Genomic DNA, 17,673 nt, shown 5'->3' on the forward strand with positions numbered 1-17,673 from the left:
TATAAAAATTATAAAAATTTCTTTAATCTGTGTTCCCAAAAAAAAACCATCCATCACCTACAACCTACAACCTGCAACAGACAACCTACACCCACAACGATTAATCCCCAAAACACACCCGATTAATAAAAATAAAGTTTATTTTTGCAAATTAACGTTACTACTAGTACAAAATTCATACAAATGAAAAACATACTTATAACAGGAGGAGCAGGTTTTATTGGCTCACATGTAGTAAGAAGATTTGTAAATCAATATCCAAATTATCACATTTTTAATTTAGATGCCTTGACTTATGCTGGAAATCTTGAAAACATTAAAGACATTGAAGACAAACCCAATTATACCTTTGTTAAGGGAGATATTTTAGACGAAGCCTTTTTAGAGGATTTATTTGCTAAACATCAATTTGAAGGCGTTTTGCATTTAGCCGCAGAATCACATGTAGATAGATCAATAACCGATCCTTTGGCTTTTGTGAAAACAAATGTTATTGGTACTATGAATTTATTAAATGTAGCTAAAAAATATTGGAATGACGATATGGAAAACAAACGTTTCTATCATATTTCTACCGATGAGGTTTATGGTTCGTTAGGAGCAACAGGTTTGTTTACAGAAACGACTTCGTATGATCCAAATTCGCCTTATTCAGCTTCAAAAGCGGCTTCTGACCATTTTGTGAGAGCTTATGGAGAAACGTATGGTTTGCCTTATGTGATTACGAATTGTTCTAACAATTATGGCCCAAATCATTTCCCAGAAAAATTAATTCCTTTATTTATTCATAACATCATAGAGAAAAAACCTTTACCCGTTTATGGAGATGGAAAATATACGCGCGATTGGTTGTTTGTGGAAGATCATGCTGTGGCTATTGATTTAGTATTTCATGAAGGCAAAAACCATGAGACTTATAATATTGGAGGTTTTAATGAATGGCAAAACATAGATTTAGTAAAACTTTTGTGCAAACAAATGGATGCTAAATTAGGAAGAGAAGAGGGGGAGTCTGAAAAGTTAATTACCTACGTAAAAGACAGACCAGGACATGATTTAAGATATGCTATTGATGCCTCAAAAATAAACAAAGAATTAGGCTGGAAACCTTCTGTAACTTTTGAACAAGGTTTAGAAAAAACCATAGACTGGTATTTGTCTAATGAAGAATGGTTGAAAAATGTAACTTCTGGGGATTATCAGAAGTATTATGAAGAGCAGTATAAATAAACTAAAGTGTAGATTTTGTTTAATTGGCCTTTCAAGGCAATATTGAAACGCAAAGTAAACGTAGATTCACTAGTAAAACTATAATGTTGATACAAAAAAAGTATATCTATAAAATCTTCACTTGGGAATAGTGCGAAGAGATTTAGGGACAAAACGATAAAAAAAATAGAACTTTAATTATATACATGAAAAAAATATTAGTTACTGGAGGAGCTGGGTTCTTAGGGTCTCATTTATGTGAAAGACTGTTAAAAGAAGGGAATGAAGTTATTTGTTTAGATAATTATTTTACAGGCAATAAAAAAAACGTTCTTCATTTATTAGAGAATCCTCTTTTTGAATTAATAAGACATGATGTTACAGAACCTTTTTATGCTGAGGTTGATGAAATATATAATTTAGCTTGCCCTGCATCACCGCCTCATTATCAGCAAAACCCAATTAAAACTATTAAAACTTCAGTTCTTGGAGCTATGAATATGCTTGGTTTAGCTAAAAGATTAAATGCTAAGATATTACAAGCTTCCACTAGTGAAGTTTATGGTGACCCAGAAATTCATCCACAAACCGAGAGTTATTGGGGTAATGTAAATCCTATTGGTTTAAGGTCGTGTTATGATGAAGGTAAGAGATGTGCTGAATCTTTATTTGTGAATTACAATAGTCAAAATAATGTAAAGGTTAAAATCATTAGAATTTTTAATACATATGGAACTAGAATGAATCCTTATGACGGAAGGGTGGTTTCAAATTTTATAGTTCAAGCGTTAAAAGGTGAAGATATTACTATTTATGGTGATGGAAAGCAAACGCGAAGTTTTCAATATGTTGATGATTTAGTTGAAGGAATGATTAGAATGATGGCTACAGATGATTCATTTATTGGCCCTGTTAATCTTGGTAATCCAAACGAGTTTACAATGCTTGAATTGGCTGAAAATGTATTAAAATTAACCAAATCTAAATCTAAAATTGTTTACAGACCTTTACCTCAAGATGACCCAATGCAACGACAACCTAATATTTCATTAGCTTATGAAAAACTAAATGGTTGGAAGCCAGAGGTAGAACTTAAAGATGGTCTAGAGAAAACAATTAATTATTTTAATAAAATAATTAATTTGAATGAATAGATTATTGACAGTAGTGGCAACTAAACAAATAATAAATTAAACTATGAATGTTTTAAATTTAATTGGACGCGAAAAAGAATTATTTACTCAAGATTTTATTAAACACGAAGATAATCTAACTGAAATAGTTAGCAGTTCTCGTTTCTTGGTAATTGGTGGAGCTGGTTCAATTGGACAAGCAGTAACAAAAGAAATTTTTAAACGCAATCCAAGAAAGTTACATGTTGTTGATATTAGTGAGAACAATATGGTTGAGTTAGTGCGTGATATAAGAAGTTCTTTCGGTTATATATCAGGTGATTTTGGAACGTTCGCTTTAGATATTGGGTCAGTAGAATACGATGCTTTCATTAAGTCCGATGGAGAATATGATTATGTTTTAAATCTTTCTGCATTAAAACATGTTAGGAGTGAGAAAGACCCTTTTACATTAATGCGTTTGATAGATGTCAATATTTTCAATACCGAAAAAACAATGCAACAGTCCATTGAAAAAGGAGTTAAAAAATATTTTTGTGTTTCTACTGATAAAGCAGCAAATCCAGTAAACATGATGGGTGCTTCTAAGCGAATCATGGAGATGTTTTTGATGCGTAAAAGTAAAGAGTTAAAAATTTCGACTGCACGATTTGCAAATGTTGCATTTTCTGACGGTTCTTTGCTTCATGGATTTAATCAAAGAATAGTTAAGAAGCAGCCAATAGTTGCACCAAATGATATTAGGAGATATTTTGTGACCCCAAAAGAATCTGGGGAACTTTGTTTAATTTCATGTTTACTTGGAGATAATAGAGATATATTTTTTCCTAAGTTGGATGAAAATTTAAATTTAATTTCTTTTGCAGATATAGCTGTTAAATATCTTGAAGACCTTGGTTATACACCTCATTTATGTGAATCAGAAGAAGAGGCTAGGCTTAGAGCGGATGAATTAATTGCAGCGCGAAAATGGCCTTGTCTATTTACAGGTAGCGATACCACTGGAGAGAAAGATTTTGAAGAATTTTACACAACCAATGAAACTCTTGATATGAGTGCCTTTCATAACTTTGGAATTATAAAAAATGAACCAAACTTTGATCCATTAAAATTGGAAAATTTTACTAAGAGTATTCATCAAATGAAAGATAGTCAAGTTTGGACAAAGGAGGAAATAGTAGATTTATTTAATACAATGATTCCTAATTTTGGGCATAAAGAAACGGGGAAATATCTTGATTCTAAAATGTAAGTTTTTTATCTTACAAAAAATGTTTTAATGAAAAAAGCTAACAAGGTTGTATACAATACAGGAGTCTTATATCTAAGATTAATCATTGGCCTTTGTATTGGATTGTTGACTACAAGACTTGTATTAGAAGCTCTTGGTGAAACGGATTATGGTATTTATATGCTCGTTGCAGGAGTTGTAGCGATGTTGGGTATATTAAATTCAAATATGGCTAATACATCTATGCGTTTTATTGCGCACAGTCTTGGTTCTGATGATAAGAAACACCTTATTGCTACATTTAATACAACTCTTTTTTTACATTTTATAGTTGGTTTTATAGTTGTTGGTTTAATGATAATTGGAGGGGTGTTGTTGTTCGAATATTTCCTGAATATACCTGAAGAAAAAGTCTTTGATGCTCAAGTTGTCTTTGCATGCATGGTATTGACCACATTTGTAACAGTTATTTCTGTACCATACGATGCTCTTATTAATGCACACGAGAACTTGATAGTAATTTCTTTGGTAGATATTTTAGGTGATATTCTTAAACTTTTACTTGCTGTTTACTTACTTTATAGCAATTCAAATTTGTTGATTCAATATGGAGTTTTAATGCTTGTGATACAAATAGTACTTAGAATAATAAAACAATGGTATAGTAGAGTGAAGTATGAAGAAAGTAAAATGCTTTTTAGTGCTTTCGACAAAGGATTAATGAAATCTATACTTAATTTTACAGGTTGGAATTTATTTGGATCAATAGGTTCAGTAGCAATTGTTCAGGTAAGAAGTGTATTGTTAAACATGTTCTTTGGTGTAAAAATTAATGCTGCAGAAGGAATTGCAAAATCTGCAAGTACAGCTTTAAATATGGTTTCCACCAGTATGACAATGGCTATAAATCCTCAAATGGTTAAAAGTGAGGGTGGTGGTGATCGAAACAGAATGATTTATCTTACCAAAGTAAGTACGAAATTTTCAATATTTTTATTTGGTTTGTTTGCTATTCCTGTTATCATTGAGGCACCTTTCTTATTGAAATTATGGTTGGTGAAAATACCAGATTTTGCAACACTATTTTTTCAAATTACAGTTGTTACAATACTCTTGGAGAAGCTTACATTTCCTATTACTGATGCCATAAGAGCAGTTGGAGATATACGTAAATTTCAGATAACAGAAACCCTGATTTTTTTATTAAACATACCAGTAGCCTATTTGTTTTTTAAACTTAATTACGGACCAACTAGTATATATATTGTTGGTTTCTTTATGTCAGCAATTGTTTTTTTTAACAGATTATATTTTGGAAAAATAATAATTGGAATTAATATACCTAGTTATATAAAGGAGTCAATCCTACCTGCATTGATTCCTGTTATAGTATCGTTTATTGTTGCTTTAGTACCTTACCATTATATGGAATATGGTTTTTTGAGACTAATAAGTGTTTCATTTTGTTTTGCAACAGTGCTAATAACTTTGTTCTGGTTTTTTGGAATAAATAAAATTGAAAAGGATAGGCTATTAGGTATTATAAAATTATTTTTAGCAAAATTTAAAAACCATTAGTTTATATAAATAATTGAGAATATGAAAGAAACTTGTAAAGCTCCAGTATTGTTAATAGCTTTTAATCGTCCCGATACAACTAAAAGGGCTTTTGAGAGCATAAGAAAGGTAAAGCCTACAAAGTTATATATAGCAGTTGATGGGCCACGTGCAGGTAAGCAAGGTGAGTCTGAATTATGTAAACAAGTAGTTGAAATTACTAAGCAAGTTGATTGGGAGTGTGAAACAAAATATTTAATAAGAGAGCAAAATGTAGGGTGTAAATATGGTGTTTCTGGGGCAATTTCTTGGGCATTAGAAAGTGAAGAGAGCGTAATTATTATTGAAGATGATATTGTGCCTGTTTCATCTTTTTTTTACTTTGCTGAAGAGTTGCTAGAAAAATATAAAAATGACGAAAGAATTGCAATGGTAAGTGGAAACAACTATACTCCAATAGATACAATGGAATTTGATTATACATTTTCAAAATATGGGCATATTTGGGGATGGGCCACATGGAAAAGAGTTTGGGACAAATTCGATGTTGAAATTCCAGATATTAATGAAGAAATAAAATCTAATTTATCAAGTATGAATTTTATTGATAAAAAAGAAAAACAATATTATATAAGATATTTTAAAAAGTTAGCCACAAAAATCACTGAAAAAACTGAAAACACTTGGGATAGTCAATTTGGTTTTTTTCGTAATCAAAATAATCTGTTGTCTATTGTGCCAAAATTCAATCTGTGTTCAAATATAGGAGAAACTAGTTCACGAACAAATACAGTCGCAAGTTCTGAAGATTTTTATTATCCAGCAAATGACAGTTTTGTTTTAGAAAAACATCCAAACAATGTAGCACTTAATTTAGAATACGATAAATATCATTTCAATAAACATATAGATAGTAAATCCTTTCTTGAAAAAGTAATCTATAAAATAAATAAAAAATTAAAAAATTAAGAAAATGGAATATAACATACCTTTATTTAAACTTAATTTCGGACAAGAAGAAATTGATGCCGTTACAGAAACAATAAAATCTAAATGGATTTCAACTGGACCAAAATGCGAAGAGTTAGAAAACCAATTTGTTGAAATGTTTAATGTAAAACATGCCATTAGTTTATCAAATTGTACGGATGCACTTCATTTAGCTATGATAGTAAATGGTGTTTCAGCTGGTGACGAAGTAATATGTCCTTCCTTAACTTTTGCGGCTTCTGTAAACAGTATTCGATATGTTGGAGCAATTCCAGTTTTTTGTGATATTGAAGGATTAGATAATATGAACATTAGTCCAAGAGAAATTGAAAAACTAATTACACCAAAAACAAAAGCAATTGTAGTGGTTCACATGGCAGGTTTTCCTGCAGATATGGATGCTATAATGGCAATTGCCCAAAAACATAATTTAAAAATTATTGAAGATGCTTGTCACGGACCTTTATCAGAATATAAAGGTAAAAAGCTTGGTACAATAGGTAGTGTAGGATGTTTTAGCTTTTTTTCAAACAAAAACATAAGCACTGGTGAAGGCGGAATGATGATTACAAATGACGATGAAATTGCAAAACGTTGTCGCTTATTGCGTTCACATGGTATGACAACTATGTCTTATCAAAGAGCTAAAGGACACGCAACAGCTTATGATATTGTAGATTTAGGATTTAATTTTAGATTAGACGATATTAGAGCTTCAATTGGAGTGGTTCAAATGAATAAATTAAGACCAGATTTAGAAGCACGAGTAAAAGTTAGAGCTACCTATTTAGAACAATTAGCTTCATTAGATCAAGTAATAGTTCCGTTTTTAGATAATAAAGAATTTGTTTCTAATTACATCATGCCAATAGTTTTAAAAGACTCAACCGTTGAAAAAAGAGATTCAATTAGAGATTTTTTACACTCAAAAGGAATCCAAACTAGTAATCATTATCCAGCAATTCATAGATTTTCAGTATATAAAGATTATCCAGCAAATCTTCCAATAACAGAATACGTTTGTGATAACGAAATAACATTGCCAATGTATGCAGCTTTATCAGAAGATGAAATAAAATATATAGTTGAAACATTAAAGAACGCTTTAAGTCAATAAATTTCTAATTAAAATTTAATTTTTCTATAGTTTATGGAAGCTGAAAAAAAAACAAATAAATTGGTTATTATTAATGGCTCTACTAGAGGTTTAGGTTTAGCCTTAGTGTCAGAATTATTAAAAATTAATAAATTTGATATTATTTGTTTAGTTAGAAATGAAAAATCACTATCTGGTTTATTAGAATTTAAAGATAAAGTTCTAATAAGAGAATGTGATTTTAATAATATAGAAAGTGTTAGTAAAATAGATAGTTTTTTTGAAAAAACATTATATAATTATAAAGGTGAAGTTTATTATATAAACAATTTAAGCATTGTAACTCCAATAGGAAGAATAGGAACATTAAAAAATGAAGATATTTTACAAAATCTCACAATTAATTTTTCATCTAATTTGATCATTATTAATAGCTTTTTAAAGCATGTAAAAATCTCATCAAATATTAATATACTAAATATTTCTTCTGGTATTTCTCAAAATCCTGTTGCAGGAATTGGATTGTATGGAATGGCTAAAAATTTTATTGACTATCTTACAAAAACTATAAAAAAAGAAAACAATGAAATTAATGTTGCTTCTTTTTATCCTGGTGGAATGAATACTAAGATGCAAGAGGATTTACAAAAAGAAATCACGGAAAATGTAGGTCTTAAAGAATTTGATTATTCAAATATTTTTAATCAAAAATTATATGAGACAGAATATATAGCAAAAATAATAATAACAAACTTCCTCTTAAAAAAAGCAGGTTGGGAAAAGTTAATTTCAAAAATATATGAATATCAAGAATAATAAAAGTAAACTTTCAATTCTATTGATTGGTGCCAAAGGATGTAGCGTTTCAGAAGGATTATTAAAATGTTTAAGAAATGCAAAATATGAAAATATTACAATTTTAGAACATTCAAAAAATGCAGCTCATATTTATAGAGTTGATAACTATTTAATTACAAATAAAACTCCTGATGATGGTGAAGATTATATTGATAATTTAATTACTATATGTAAAGAAAATAATATTGATGTAGTATTGCCTGGTTCAACATGGGAAGCACGAATTATTTCTGAATTTAAAGATAAATTGAATAAATCTAATATCATTACTCTTGTAAATAATATTGAAACTATAACAATAGGTGATGATAAATGGAATACTTATGAATACTTATCAAAGCTAGGAATTGGAACTCCGGAAACATTTTTAGATATTGAAGAAGTAGTAAACAACGAAAAAACTACTTATCCAATTATAATAAAACCACGACAAGGAAGAGGAAGTCAAAATATTTTTATTGCTCAAAATGAAATTGAATTAAGAATTATTTGTGATTACTTTGTAATAAAAGGATTAAACTATATTATTCAAGAATTTATTGGAAGAAACGATCACGAATATACTGTTGGAGTTATTTCAGATAAAAACGGTAAAGTCATTCAATCCATTGTAATGAAAAGATTATTATTAGGTGGAGCAACTGGTTACGCTGAGGTTTGTGAGCCAGGTTTTATCAATGAATTTTGTGAAGATGTTGCTCGAAAAGTCAATTCAACAGGGCCAATTAATATTCAACTACGTTTAGATAATAATAATAAACCATCGCTTTTTGAAATAAACCCAAGGTTTAGTGGTTCTGCACCTATGAGAACATTAGCAGGTTTTAATGAACCTCAAATGATTATCAATAATTTCTTTTATGATGAAGAAATAGCCCAACAAAAAATTTCTTATGGAAATAAATATTATAGAGCTTTTCAAGAAATTGAAATTCCTAAAAATAGTGAAAAAGGTCAAATAAGTAATTTATTATAATGAAAATATTAATTTTTTCCGACCTACATGGTAGAGTAGATAATATATTGCCAATCTTTAAAAATAATATATATGATGAATATATTTTTGCTGGAGATTTTTTTGGCTATTTTAAAGGAGGGAAAGAAGTGATAGAACTATTTATAGAATATAATGTTAAATTTATTTTAGGAAATCACGATTTATATTTTTTGAGAGAAATTGACCCAATTTGGTTTAAATCTAAATTCAATAATCTAGATATTAACTTAATTTCTTCAGAAGATTATGATAAACGATATGGTCAATTATATCATTCAATTCCAGAAATAACTTCGTTTGATATTGATTTTATAAAAAAGGCAAACTTAACAACTCGTTTTTGCATAGATAACTTAGATGTTTTAGTTTGTCATGGAAATCCCCAAAATCCTTTTGATGGGTATATTTATCCTGATTACGAACATTTTGATGATTTGTTTAATAATAACAAGTTTGATGTTTTAATTTTGGGTCATACACATAAAAGTTATATTCAAAAGTATGATAATAGATTTATACTTAATCCAGGTTCATGTACACTGCCAAGAGGAAATGATTTGCCATCTTATATTGTATTTGATACTAAAGAAAAATCAGCAATTATTCATATTATAGATCAAAAAATAAATTTCGTAAGAGAAACAAAAAATAAATTAAAACTAACATAAAAATGAAAAAACTTGCAATAATTGGAAGTTCAGACCTCGCAAAGTTGGTTATACATCAAGCTTTAGAAAGTGGTCATTTTACTGTTTTGGGAATTTATGATGATTTTTCCGAAATCGGAAAATCAATTGATGGAATAAAAGTTATTGGTACTTTAAACGATGTTTTAAACGATTTTAAAGATAATAAATTTCAGTATTTATTTGTAGCAGTTGGTTATTCTAGAATGGAATATCGAGAAAAAGTTTTTAATCAATTTAAAAACAAAATACCTTTTGCAAATATTATCCATAAATCTTGTTTAGTAGATTCATCTGTTAAACTTGGTGAAGGAGTTTTTCTTTTTCCTGGTGTAATTTTAGATAAAGGTGTTCGATTAGGTGATAATGTATTGTTAAATATAGGTGTAGCAATTGCACATGATACTGTTGTTAATGAGCATTGTTTTTTAGGACCAAGAGTAAGTATTGCCGGATTCACTGAAGTTGGTGCTAAATGCTACATTGGCACAAATGCTACAATTATTGACAATTTAAACATTTGCTCAAGTACAATTATTGGAGCGGGTTCTGTAACAATAAAAGATATTAAAGAAAAAGGTGTCTATGTTGGTATTCCCTCAAAAAAAATTAAATAAATATTTAGTTAAAACAATATAAGTTACCAGTAATGGAAAAAAAGAAAATAGTTTGGATTTGTAGTTTTGCAAACAAAGAGATACAAAACATAATTGGTAATGATAAATCCTTTTTTGCATCTCCTTGGATAACAGAATTAATAGAATTATTCAGAAACAAAGAAGATATAGAGCTGTCTATTATTTCTCCAAATTATTATTCTAATGATTATAAGTTTTTTAAATTAGATAATATTGAGGTTCACTTAACCCAATACAGACGATCCTTTATTCCTGCAAAAGCCTATAATTTTTCAATTAATTACAACACTGCTACAAATGCTATTTTAAAAGTAGTGGATACAATAAAACCAGATTTAATTCATCTTCACGGTTCTGAAAACCCTTTGTATAGTTCTCCCATATTATCTTTATTAGATAAATATCCTGTTTTAGTAACAATTCAAGGGTTTGTTTCTTTATCATCAAAACCTAAAAATATAATAAGTCAATATATTAGATGGAACAGAATTAGATATGAACGATTGATAAATGAAAAAGCAAAACATTTTACAGTAGCAACTTCTGATGTTAGAAAAAATTTAGCAAACTTTAATAAAAATCCGATAATGTATAACGATCATTATCCTACTACAAAGCCAGAAGTTTCTTCAACAGATTTTCATCAAAAAAAATACGATATTGTTTATTATGCACGAATAAGTAAAGACAAAGGAATTGAAGATTTAATTATTGCTCTAAAAGAGATCAAAAAAGTAAACCCAACGATAAGTGCCATCATAATTGGTGGAGGAGCTGAATCTTATTTGAATCAAATTAAATCCATGATTGAAACTTATGGTTTAGAAGATAACATTACCTTTGCAGGATTTCAGCCCACACAACAAGATGTTTTTAAATTAGCCGCTCAAGCGAGAGTCTATGTTTTGCCAACACATTTTGACGGTATTCCAGGTTCAATTAGAGAAGCAATGTTTATGAAAATTCCTGTTGTTGCAAATGCTGTAGGAGGAATTCCAACATTAAACGATGAGAGTGAATGTTTAACCTTAGTAGAAAAAGAAAATATTGTAGAATTAACGGAAAAGATTCTATTAGTATTAAACAATAAAGAAAGAACTCAATTGTTGGTTGACAATGCATTTAACCTAATTAATGATAAGTTTAATAACGATAAAATATATGCTAATTTGCTTTCAATATATAAGGATGTTTTAGCATCAAAAAAATAAATTAAACATGAGTAAACAAATAGATTTAAAAAACCCCATTTTTATAAACAATAAGTTTTCTGTTCTTGAGGCTTTAGAAAGAATGGATTCCATTAAACGAAAACTATTAATTATTCTTGAAGGAGAAAAGTTTTATGGCGTATTAAGTATTGGTGATATTCAAAGAGCCATAATCAACAAATACAAATTAGAAAACTCAATAGATAATATTCTAAGAAAAGAAATAACTACTTGCAGTGATAAAGATTCTTTAGAAAGTATAAAGAAAAAAATGATTGAGTTTAGAACAGAATGTATGCCAATTCTAAACGAAAATAATTCTCTAATTAATTTATTGTTTTGGGAAGATTTGTTTGGAGCACAATTTGAACCTAAAAAAGTATCGTTAAACTTACCTGTTATTATAATGGCTGGTGGAGAAGGTACAAGACTTAAACCTTTAACTAATATATTCCCAAAACCTTTATTACCTATTAATGAAAAAACCATTATTGAAGACATAATGGATCGTTTTGTTACTGTAGGTTGCAAGGAATTTTATTTGTCAGTAAATTACAAAGCAGAAACCATAAAAAATTACTTTAATGTGTTAAATAATTCAAATTATAAAATGAATTATTTTGAAGAAGATAAACCATTAGGAACTGCTGGTTCTATGTTCTTAATAAAAAACAAAATACATTCCACTTTTTTTGTTTCCAATTGCGATATTTTAATAGATCAGGATTTGGAAGAAATTTATAATTATCATAAACTAAATAACAATAAAATTACGATTGTTTCTGCCATAAAACGATACAAAATTCCTTATGGTACATTACAAACCAAAGAAAACGGAATTTTAAGCAAATTAGATGAAAAACCAGAATTAGTATTTCAAATAAATACAGGAATGTATATTTTAGAACCAGAAATGCTACACTTAATTCCAGAAAATAAATTTTTCCACATCACAGACCTTATTGAATTAGTGATTAAAAATAAGGATAAAGTAGGAGTTTTTCCAATTGCAGAAAACAGTTGGCAAGACATTGGAAATTGGGATGATTATAGTAAAGTTTTAAAAATTTAATAAAATGCTATTAATTAAAATTATAAAAAAAATATACAATACAATATTTAGTGCTGTTTATTCACGATTAAGTCATGTTGGATATGCAAAACACATTGGCGTTCAAATAGGTGAAAATGTTCATATTTATGGAAGTCCAATTGGAATGTTTAGTACAGAACCATGGTCAATAACTCTTGGAAATCATGTTCATATTACTAGAGAAGTTCTTTTTATTACACATGATGGAGGTACATTATTGTTTAGACATTTAATACCTGATTTAGAAATTACTGCTCCAATAACTGTTGGAGATTATGTTTACATAGGCGTAAGAAGTATTATTATGCCAGGAGTTAAAATTGGTAATAATTGTATTGTAGCGGCAGGTTCAGTAGTGACAAAAGATATTGAAGATAATTCAGTAGTTGGAGGTGTACCTGCAAAATTTATTAAAAGTACAGATGAATATTTAGAAGGTATTAAAAAAAGATCATTAAAATTAGGTCATTTGAAAGGAGACGAAAAAGACAAAGCTTTAAGAGAGTTTTTTAATAAAACAAAATAACTTCAATAATGATAAGATTAATTGTAATTTTTATAATAATTATACTTGCTGTGCTTTTTTCAAGTGATAGCATAAAAGGCAATTATGATAAAAAGAAAGCAAGATATATTTTTGTGGTTACAATACTCTTAATTTTACAATCAGGGTTAAGAAATTGGGCAGTAGGTGCAGATACCTATCAATATTACTTAATTTTTGAATCTGTAAAATTAGATTCTTGGACCGAAATTATTAATAGCCTATATGCTTTTGAAGAAAAAGATCCATTTTACAACTTATTCCAAAAGGTTTTTCAGGTTTTTACCGATGATTTTCAATGGTATCTACTATTTGTGGCAGCTATTTTTATGCCAGCATTAGGGTATTTTATTCATAAAAACACCACAAGAATAAATCAAGTACTTTTAGCTTATGTTATTTACATGGGTAATTTTTATGGCTTTTTCTCTATAACAGGTATAAGACAAACTTTAGCTACAGCAATTCTTTTTTGGAGTTATAAATATATAGTTGAAAGAAAAATTATTTACTTTCTGCTCTTTGTTTTCATAGCATCACTCTTTCATATTTCTGCTTTTGTTTTTCTACCCTTATATTTTATCTCAGAATTTAAAAAACCAAAACTATTATTCCGTTTTGCTATTTTAGGGTTTCCATTGTTTTTAGTTTTTAAAAATCAGATAGCAGTGTTTTTAGTTAGTTTTGTTGAAGCTGAAGAGAGATTTTCGGTTTATACAGAACAATATGAAACAGGAGGTTCTATTGTTTTAACAGCGTTACATGTTTTTTTAGCTGTTTGGGCAATTTTAGTTTATAAAAAAATGATGACTATTGCTCCTTCAACATTTCGAATGTATAATATGTTTGCTTTAGCGTTGTTTTTCTTTCCGTTGCAATGGGTAAATCCTAGTGCTGGTAGAATTGCACAATATTTTACAGTAATAATTATGGTTTGGATTCCATATTTGATAGATGCTTCTAGTACTAATAGTTCTAAAACTAGAGAATTATTTTATTTTATTGCATTAATTGCACTAATTGCTGTAACATTATTTGCCATAACACCAGGAGAATATAGCTATTTCTGGGAAAAAATGGACTTGCCAGATAACTATAAATAGTATTCAAAAGCATTTAAATTCTTATTTAATATCTTTGAAATCCAAATAATTCGATAAAAACAAATTTATGTTAAAAAATAAAACTCTTTTAATCACAGGTGGAACAGGTTCTTTTGGAAATGCTGTTTTGCAACGTTTCTTACATACAGATCATTTCAGTGAAATTCGCATTTTTTCTCGTGATGAAAAGAAACAAGACGACATGCGTAACCAGCTTAAAAATGACAAACTAAAATTTTATATTGGTGACGTAAGAGATTATGCAAGTATAGAGCGCGCAATGCGTGGTGTGGATTATGTTTTTCATGCAGCAGCATTAAAACAAGTGCCTTCTTGTGAATTTTTTCCTTTGGAAGCTACAAAAACTAATGTATTTGGCACTCAAAATGTAATTGATGCAGCTGGAGCCAATAAAGTTAAAAAAGTAATTTGTTTAAGTACAGACAAAGCAGCTTACCCTATTAATGCAATGGGAATTTCCAAAGCACTAATGGAAAAAGTTGCTATTGCAGCTTCAAGAAATTTGAATGATACCACCGTTTGTTTAACAAGATATGGTAATGTAATGGCTTCAAGAGGTTCTGTTATTCCTTTGTTTTTGAAGCAAATTCAAAATAACGAAGTTATCACTATCACAGACCCAAAAATGACTCGTTTTTTAATGTCATTGGATGAAGCAGTTGAATTAGTATTATTTGCTTTTGAGCATGGAAATTCGGGAGATTTATTTGTTAATAAAGCACCAGCTGGAACCATTGGAGATTTAGCGCAAGCCTTAAAAGAAATGTGTAAAGCAGATACTGAAATAAAAATCATAGGAACCCGTCATGGAGAAAAATTATATGAAACTCTTTGTACAAGAGAAGAAATGATTAAAGCAGAAGATATGGGAGATTTCTATAGAATTCCAGCAGACAACAGAAACTTGAATTACGCACAATATTTTTCTGAAGGAGAACAAGATATTTCACAAATTGAAGATTATCATTCTCACAATACAGAACAACAAGATGTGGAAGGTATGAAAAAGTTATTAGCTCAATTACCTTTGATTAGAAAAGAGGTTTTTGGGGAAGATGTAGCACAAATGCCGGGTTAAGAGTGTTCAGTTATTATGTTACTTAAAAAAATCTTTTAAATCCTTTTAAATCTGCGTGCAATAACTAAATTGCTTTAGCAATTTTCAAAAAAAAATTAAAAACAAAACTAGTATTGATGATGGAAAAGATTCCAACTATAATAAAAGGAAATAGCCATACAGATGAAAGAGGAACCATTACATATAATAATGATTACGATGCATCAGAAATAAAACGTATCTATTTCATTGAAAATAAGGATACTGATTTTGTAAGAGGTTGGCAAGGACATAAAGTAGAGCAAAGATGGTTTTCAGCCGTTCAAGGAAGTTTTAAAATAACTACAATTGCTATAGATGATTGGGAAAAGCCTTCTCAAACTTTAGAACAAGTAGAGCATGTTTTACAAGCCACAAGTTTTGATGTACTTCATGTGCCACAAGGTTTCATAACAAGTATTCAAGCTTTAGAAGAAAATGCCAAATTAATGGCCTTGTCAGATTATAATTTAGGAACTATAAAAGATGAATACCGTTTCGATAGTAATCACTTTAAAAAATAAAGATTAAGATAATAAAAATCCTTTTTAAATCTGCGTGCAAAAAATAAAGGTTTAAGAGAGAATAAAAACAAAAATCTGCGCAAATCCGCGAAATCTGCGTGCAAAAAAAAGAATAAAACATCCGCAAGAATCCGTTCAGTCAGCGTCATCCGCGTTAAATAAAAAAAAATCTACGCAAATCCGCGAAATCTGCGTGCAAAAAAAAAGAATAAAACATCCGCGATAATCCGTTCAATCAAGATCATCCGCGTTCAATTAAAAAGAAATAAATCTGCGCAAATCTGCGAAATCTGCGTGCAATAAATAAATTATGTTAAAAATAGGAATAACAGGTCAAAACGGATTTGTAGGAACCCATTTATACAATACATTAGGACTACAACCTGAAGTTTTTAAACGCATACCTTTTGAAAAAAGTTTTTTCGATTCAGAACAAACACTAGATGCTTTCGTATCTCAATGTGATGTGATAGTTCATCTAGCAGCATTAAACAGACATAACGAACCAGAAGTTATTTATGAAACTAATGTAGGTTTAGTAAAATCCTTGATTAGTTCCTTAGAACGAACAAAAAGTAAAGCTCATGTATTAATTTCTTCTTCATCACAAGAAGAGCGTGATAATTTATACGGAAAATCAAAAAAAGAAGGCAGAGAGTTATTTGCTGCTTGGGCTAAAAAAGCAAATGCAATTTTTACAGGAATGATAATTCCAAACGTATTTGGACCTTTTGGTCATCCTTATTATAATTCAGTAGTAGCTACTTTTTCACACCAAATAGCAAACAATGAAACGCCAAAAATTGATGTGGATGGAGATTTAAAATTAATCTATGTTGGAGAATTAGTTGCTGAAATACTAAAAGCTATACAAAATAAAAGCAATGTCGAAAAACTTATAGTAAATCACACCAGTGAAGCTAAAGTTTCGGAATTACTAACGTTACTTCAAAACTATAAAGAACAATACCAAGATAAAGGAGAAATTCCAACTATTGCCAATACCTTTGAATTGAATTTATTCAACACCTTTAGATGTTATATGGATATTAACAATTATTACCCTGTAAAGTTTGTGGAGCATACAGATCCTAGAGGTTCTTTTGTGGAAATTATTAGATTGGGTGTTGGGGGACAAGTGTCTTTTTCAACAACAGTGCCTGGAATTACAAGAGGAAATCATTACCATACCCGAAAAATAGAACGATTTGCAGTTATTAAAGGTAAAGCTCTTATTCAATTAAGAAAGATTGGAACAGATGAAGTTTTAGATTTTTATTTAGACGGGGATGAGCCTGCTTATGTGGATATGCCGATTTGGTACACCCATAATATTAAAAATATTGGGGATGAGGTTTTGTATACGAATTTTTGGATTAATGAGTTTTATGATCCTAATGATCCGGATACTTATTTTGAAAACGTATAAGGAAGTTTGCTCGCAGATTTTTGCGGAGTATTGTGTTGTTGTTTGAAGATTAATTGATTAAAGGTTGCTCGCAGATTTAAAAGGATTTAAAGGGTTTTTGTGTAGTTGCTTGGGGATTAGTTAATGAAAGTTGCACGCAGATTTAAAAGGATTTAAAGGATTTTTGTGTAATTGCTTGGGGATTAGTTAATTAAAGTTGCACGCAGATTTAAAAGGATTAAAAGGATTTTTGTGTAGTTGCTTGAGGATTAGTTAAT

General features: G+C 29.3%; 17 protein-coding genes. All 17 read left to right on the forward strand.

The features are described from left to right. The first annotated feature begins 183 nt into the window (after window positions 1-183). The 17 genes from rfbB to AAC008_RS11310 all read left to right on the forward strand — a co-directional run bounded on the left by rfbB (window position 184) and on the right by AAC008_RS11310 (window position 17,416). Entirely contained in the window at window positions 184-1,230 is a 1,047-nt protein-coding gene (gene rfbB, locus AAC008_RS11230; protein WP_339889375.1) for a dTDP-glucose 4,6-dehydratase, read from the forward strand. Window positions 1,231-1,415: 185 nt separating this feature from the next. Next, on the forward strand, window positions 1,416-2,363 hold the full coding sequence (locus tag AAC008_RS11235; RefSeq protein ID WP_339889376.1) for a UDP-glucuronic acid decarboxylase family protein: 948 nt from the start codon (window positions 1,416-1,418) through the stop codon (window positions 2,361-2,363). Between the two features lie 43 nt (window positions 2,364-2,406). Further along, complete coding sequence (locus tag AAC008_RS11240; RefSeq protein ID WP_339889377.1) at window positions 2,407-3,594, forward strand: UDP-N-acetylglucosamine 4,6-dehydratase; 1,188 nt, start codon at window positions 2,407-2,409, stop codon at window positions 3,592-3,594. A 27-nt stretch (window positions 3,595-3,621) separates the two neighbouring features. Next, entirely contained in the window at window positions 3,622-5,151 is a 1,530-nt protein-coding gene (locus tag AAC008_RS11245) for a hypothetical protein (protein ID WP_339889378.1), read from the forward strand. Between the two features lie 21 nt (window positions 5,152-5,172). Further along, window positions 5,173-6,099, forward strand: coding sequence for a nucleotide-diphospho-sugar transferase (locus AAC008_RS11250; RefSeq protein ID WP_339889379.1), 927 nt, complete (start codon window positions 5,173-5,175; stop codon window positions 6,097-6,099). A 4-nt stretch (window positions 6,100-6,103) separates the two neighbouring features. Further along, entirely contained in the window at window positions 6,104-7,237 is a 1,134-nt protein-coding gene (locus AAC008_RS11255) for a DegT/DnrJ/EryC1/StrS family aminotransferase (RefSeq protein ID WP_339889380.1), read from the forward strand. 33 nt (window positions 7,238-7,270) lie between these two features. Continuing rightward, entirely contained in the window at window positions 7,271-8,032 is a 762-nt protein-coding gene (locus tag AAC008_RS11260) for an SDR family NAD(P)-dependent oxidoreductase (protein WP_339889381.1), read from the forward strand. Further along, window positions 8,016-9,050, forward strand: coding sequence for an ATP-grasp domain-containing protein (locus tag AAC008_RS11265; protein ID WP_339889382.1), 1,035 nt, complete (start codon window positions 8,016-8,018; stop codon window positions 9,048-9,050). The genes AAC008_RS11260 and AAC008_RS11265 overlap by 17 nt, the downstream gene beginning before the upstream one ends. Then, window positions 9,050-9,739 carry a YfcE family phosphodiesterase gene (locus AAC008_RS11270; protein ID WP_339889383.1) on the forward strand — a complete coding sequence of 230 codons (690 nt, stop codon included), beginning with the start codon at window positions 9,050-9,052 and terminating at the stop codon, window positions 9,737-9,739. The genes AAC008_RS11265 and AAC008_RS11270 overlap by 1 nt, the downstream gene beginning before the upstream one ends. A gap of 2 nt (window positions 9,740-9,741) precedes the next feature. Beyond that, on the forward strand, window positions 9,742-10,374 hold the full coding sequence (locus AAC008_RS11275) for a NeuD/PglB/VioB family sugar acetyltransferase (protein WP_339889384.1): 633 nt from the start codon (window positions 9,742-9,744) through the stop codon (window positions 10,372-10,374). A 32-nt stretch (window positions 10,375-10,406) separates the two neighbouring features. Next, a complete protein-coding gene (locus AAC008_RS11280; protein ID WP_339889385.1) occupies window positions 10,407-11,606 on the forward strand; it encodes a glycosyltransferase family 4 protein in 1,200 nt (399 codons plus the stop codon). Between the two features lie 7 nt (window positions 11,607-11,613). Next, a complete protein-coding gene (locus AAC008_RS11285) occupies window positions 11,614-12,678 on the forward strand; it encodes a sugar phosphate nucleotidyltransferase (protein WP_339889386.1) in 1,065 nt (354 codons plus the stop codon). 4 nt (window positions 12,679-12,682) lie between these two features. Next, on the forward strand, window positions 12,683-13,225 hold the full coding sequence (locus AAC008_RS11290) for an acyltransferase (protein ID WP_339889387.1): 543 nt from the start codon (window positions 12,683-12,685) through the stop codon (window positions 13,223-13,225). Window positions 13,226-13,233: 8 nt separating this feature from the next. Beyond that, entirely contained in the window at window positions 13,234-14,346 is a 1,113-nt protein-coding gene (locus AAC008_RS11295; RefSeq protein WP_339889388.1) for an EpsG family protein, read from the forward strand. Between the two features lie 67 nt (window positions 14,347-14,413). Then, window positions 14,414-15,445: a polysaccharide biosynthesis protein gene (locus AAC008_RS11300; RefSeq protein ID WP_339889389.1), complete on the forward strand. Its 1,032-nt coding sequence runs from the start codon at window positions 14,414-14,416 to the stop codon at window positions 15,443-15,445. Window positions 15,446-15,561: 116 nt separating this feature from the next. Then, complete coding sequence (locus AAC008_RS11305) at window positions 15,562-15,987, forward strand: WxcM-like domain-containing protein (protein WP_339889390.1); 426 nt, start codon at window positions 15,562-15,564, stop codon at window positions 15,985-15,987. Between the two features lie 310 nt (window positions 15,988-16,297). Then, entirely contained in the window at window positions 16,298-17,416 is a 1,119-nt protein-coding gene (locus AAC008_RS11310; protein WP_339889391.1) for an NAD-dependent epimerase/dehydratase family protein, read from the forward strand. Window positions 17,417-17,673 lie beyond the last annotated feature (257 nt).

Source organism: uncultured Flavobacterium sp., assembly GCF_963975515.1.
Classification (GTDB): Bacteria; Bacteroidota; Bacteroidia; order Flavobacteriales; family Flavobacteriaceae; genus Flavobacterium.

What these genes read in the sequence shown, in the direction of transcription:
- rfbB (WP_339889375.1), top strand. Translation starts at nt 184, where the DNA reads ATGAAAAACATACTTATAACAGGAGGAGCAGGTTTTATTGGCTCACAT.
- AAC008_RS11235 (WP_339889376.1), top strand. Translation starts at nt 1,416, where the DNA reads ATGAAAAAAATATTAGTTACTGGAGGAGCTGGGTTCTTAGGGTCTCAT.
- AAC008_RS11240 (WP_339889377.1), top strand. Translation starts at nt 2,407, where the DNA reads ATGAATGTTTTAAATTTAATTGGACGCGAAAAAGAATTATTTACTCAA.
- AAC008_RS11245 (WP_339889378.1), top strand. Translation starts at nt 3,622, where the DNA reads ATGAAAAAAGCTAACAAGGTTGTATACAATACAGGAGTCTTATATCTA.
- AAC008_RS11250 (WP_339889379.1), top strand. Translation starts at nt 5,173, where the DNA reads ATGAAAGAAACTTGTAAAGCTCCAGTATTGTTAATAGCTTTTAATCGT.
- AAC008_RS11255 (WP_339889380.1), top strand. Translation starts at nt 6,104, where the DNA reads ATGGAATATAACATACCTTTATTTAAACTTAATTTCGGACAAGAAGAA.
- AAC008_RS11260 (WP_339889381.1), top strand. Translation starts at nt 7,271, where the DNA reads ATGGAAGCTGAAAAAAAAACAAATAAATTGGTTATTATTAATGGCTCT.
- AAC008_RS11265 (WP_339889382.1), top strand. Translation starts at nt 8,016, where the DNA reads ATGAATATCAAGAATAATAAAAGTAAACTTTCAATTCTATTGATTGGT.
- AAC008_RS11270 (WP_339889383.1), top strand. Translation starts at nt 9,050, where the DNA reads ATGAAAATATTAATTTTTTCCGACCTACATGGTAGAGTAGATAATATA.
- AAC008_RS11275 (WP_339889384.1), top strand. Translation starts at nt 9,742, where the DNA reads ATGAAAAAACTTGCAATAATTGGAAGTTCAGACCTCGCAAAGTTGGTT.
- AAC008_RS11280 (WP_339889385.1), top strand. Translation starts at nt 10,407, where the DNA reads ATGGAAAAAAAGAAAATAGTTTGGATTTGTAGTTTTGCAAACAAAGAG.
- AAC008_RS11285 (WP_339889386.1), top strand. Translation starts at nt 11,614, where the DNA reads ATGAGTAAACAAATAGATTTAAAAAACCCCATTTTTATAAACAATAAG.
- AAC008_RS11290 (WP_339889387.1), top strand. Translation starts at nt 12,683, where the DNA reads ATGCTATTAATTAAAATTATAAAAAAAATATACAATACAATATTTAGT.
- AAC008_RS11295 (WP_339889388.1), top strand. Translation starts at nt 13,234, where the DNA reads ATGATAAGATTAATTGTAATTTTTATAATAATTATACTTGCTGTGCTT.
- AAC008_RS11300 (WP_339889389.1), top strand. Translation starts at nt 14,414, where the DNA reads ATGTTAAAAAATAAAACTCTTTTAATCACAGGTGGAACAGGTTCTTTT.
- AAC008_RS11305 (WP_339889390.1), top strand. Translation starts at nt 15,562, where the DNA reads ATGATGGAAAAGATTCCAACTATAATAAAAGGAAATAGCCATACAGAT.
- AAC008_RS11310 (WP_339889391.1), top strand. Translation starts at nt 16,298, where the DNA reads ATGTTAAAAATAGGAATAACAGGTCAAAACGGATTTGTAGGAACCCAT.